The following is a 934-nucleotide window of genomic DNA, read 5'->3' as shown; positions in this document are numbered from 1 at the left end:
GACCGAGGGCCGTCAGGCCCGATGCGTGAATGCGGTGTTATCGGATGTTGACTCTTCTCTGACTAACCCCACAATAAGCATTCGATAATCTGAAAGAATCTTATTCTCTGTCGGTCAACGCCATTCATTCCGTAGTATTTATAAAACATATCAATAAATTCCGACCCATAATTCAATACTATACTTTTCTCTGCCACTGCTAGATCATAATAGCGATCGGATATTCCACAATTACCAAGGTCGATAAAACCACTTATTCGTCCATCTGAAATCATAATATTCGGCATGCTGTAATCACCATGCGTAAACACAAGATCTTCTTTATGCTTCCTTGCAAAGGCTTCAACGTCAACCAAGAGAGCATCAATGTTCTCTATCCCAAAATTCCTATTAAGCTTTAATGCGTTAATATGTCCATGCATATAGTTGTATCTAATCATTTCCATCAGATTATTTAGCCGATTATCAAACGAACAATTGGCTATTGGTACTTCATGAATGGTTCGAAGGCCTTGAGCCACTAATTTAACTACTCCATCTACGTCATTTTGAAAACATTTATCGGACGCTGGTGCGCCCTTTATTTCTAGTGTTAGTAAGTACTCATAATTCCCTAGAATGCCTTTATCAACTACTTCAGGTACGGACAGTTTACCTTTCAACCATAATAACTTTTGAGCCTGAACTTCTATTGATTCAATACTGCCTACAGGTTGAATCTTTAAATATTTATTAGTTCCATTCCTACTCTGGATAAAATATGTTCTAGCCAGGTTCTCCCAGCAAAGTGTAATTTGATCTTCACTAAACTTATTAATAAATTCTGGTGGTAATTCATGATTCACATTCTCTTCCATGATTAGGCACTCCATTTATGGTTTTAGGCAATTTCCGATAACGTCTCTTGCATTCACGAACCCTCACCGACTTAAGG

The 934-nt window shown here is 37.9% G+C and carries 1 protein-coding gene; it reads right to left on the bottom strand.

Going from position 1 to position 934, the window contains the following annotated elements; translation table 11 throughout:
- Positions 1 to 62: 62 nt before the first annotated feature.
- A complete protein-coding gene (locus JET16_RS29765; protein WP_199624865.1) occupies positions 63 to 857 on the bottom strand; it encodes an aminoglycoside 3'-phosphotransferase in 795 nt (264 codons plus the stop codon).
- Positions 858 to 934: the final 77 nt, after the last annotated feature.

The organism is Paenibacillus alkalitolerans (assembly GCF_016482785.1).
GTDB lineage: Bacteria > Bacillota > Bacilli > Paenibacillales > YIM-B00363 > Paenibacillus_AE > Paenibacillus_AE alkalitolerans.
This window is presented reverse-complemented; position numbering and strand designations above follow the sequence as displayed.

What these genes read in the sequence shown, in the direction of transcription:
- JET16_RS29765 (WP_199624865.1), bottom strand. Translation starts at nt 857, where the DNA reads ATGGAAGAGAATGTGAATCATGAATTACCACCAGAATTTATTAATAAG.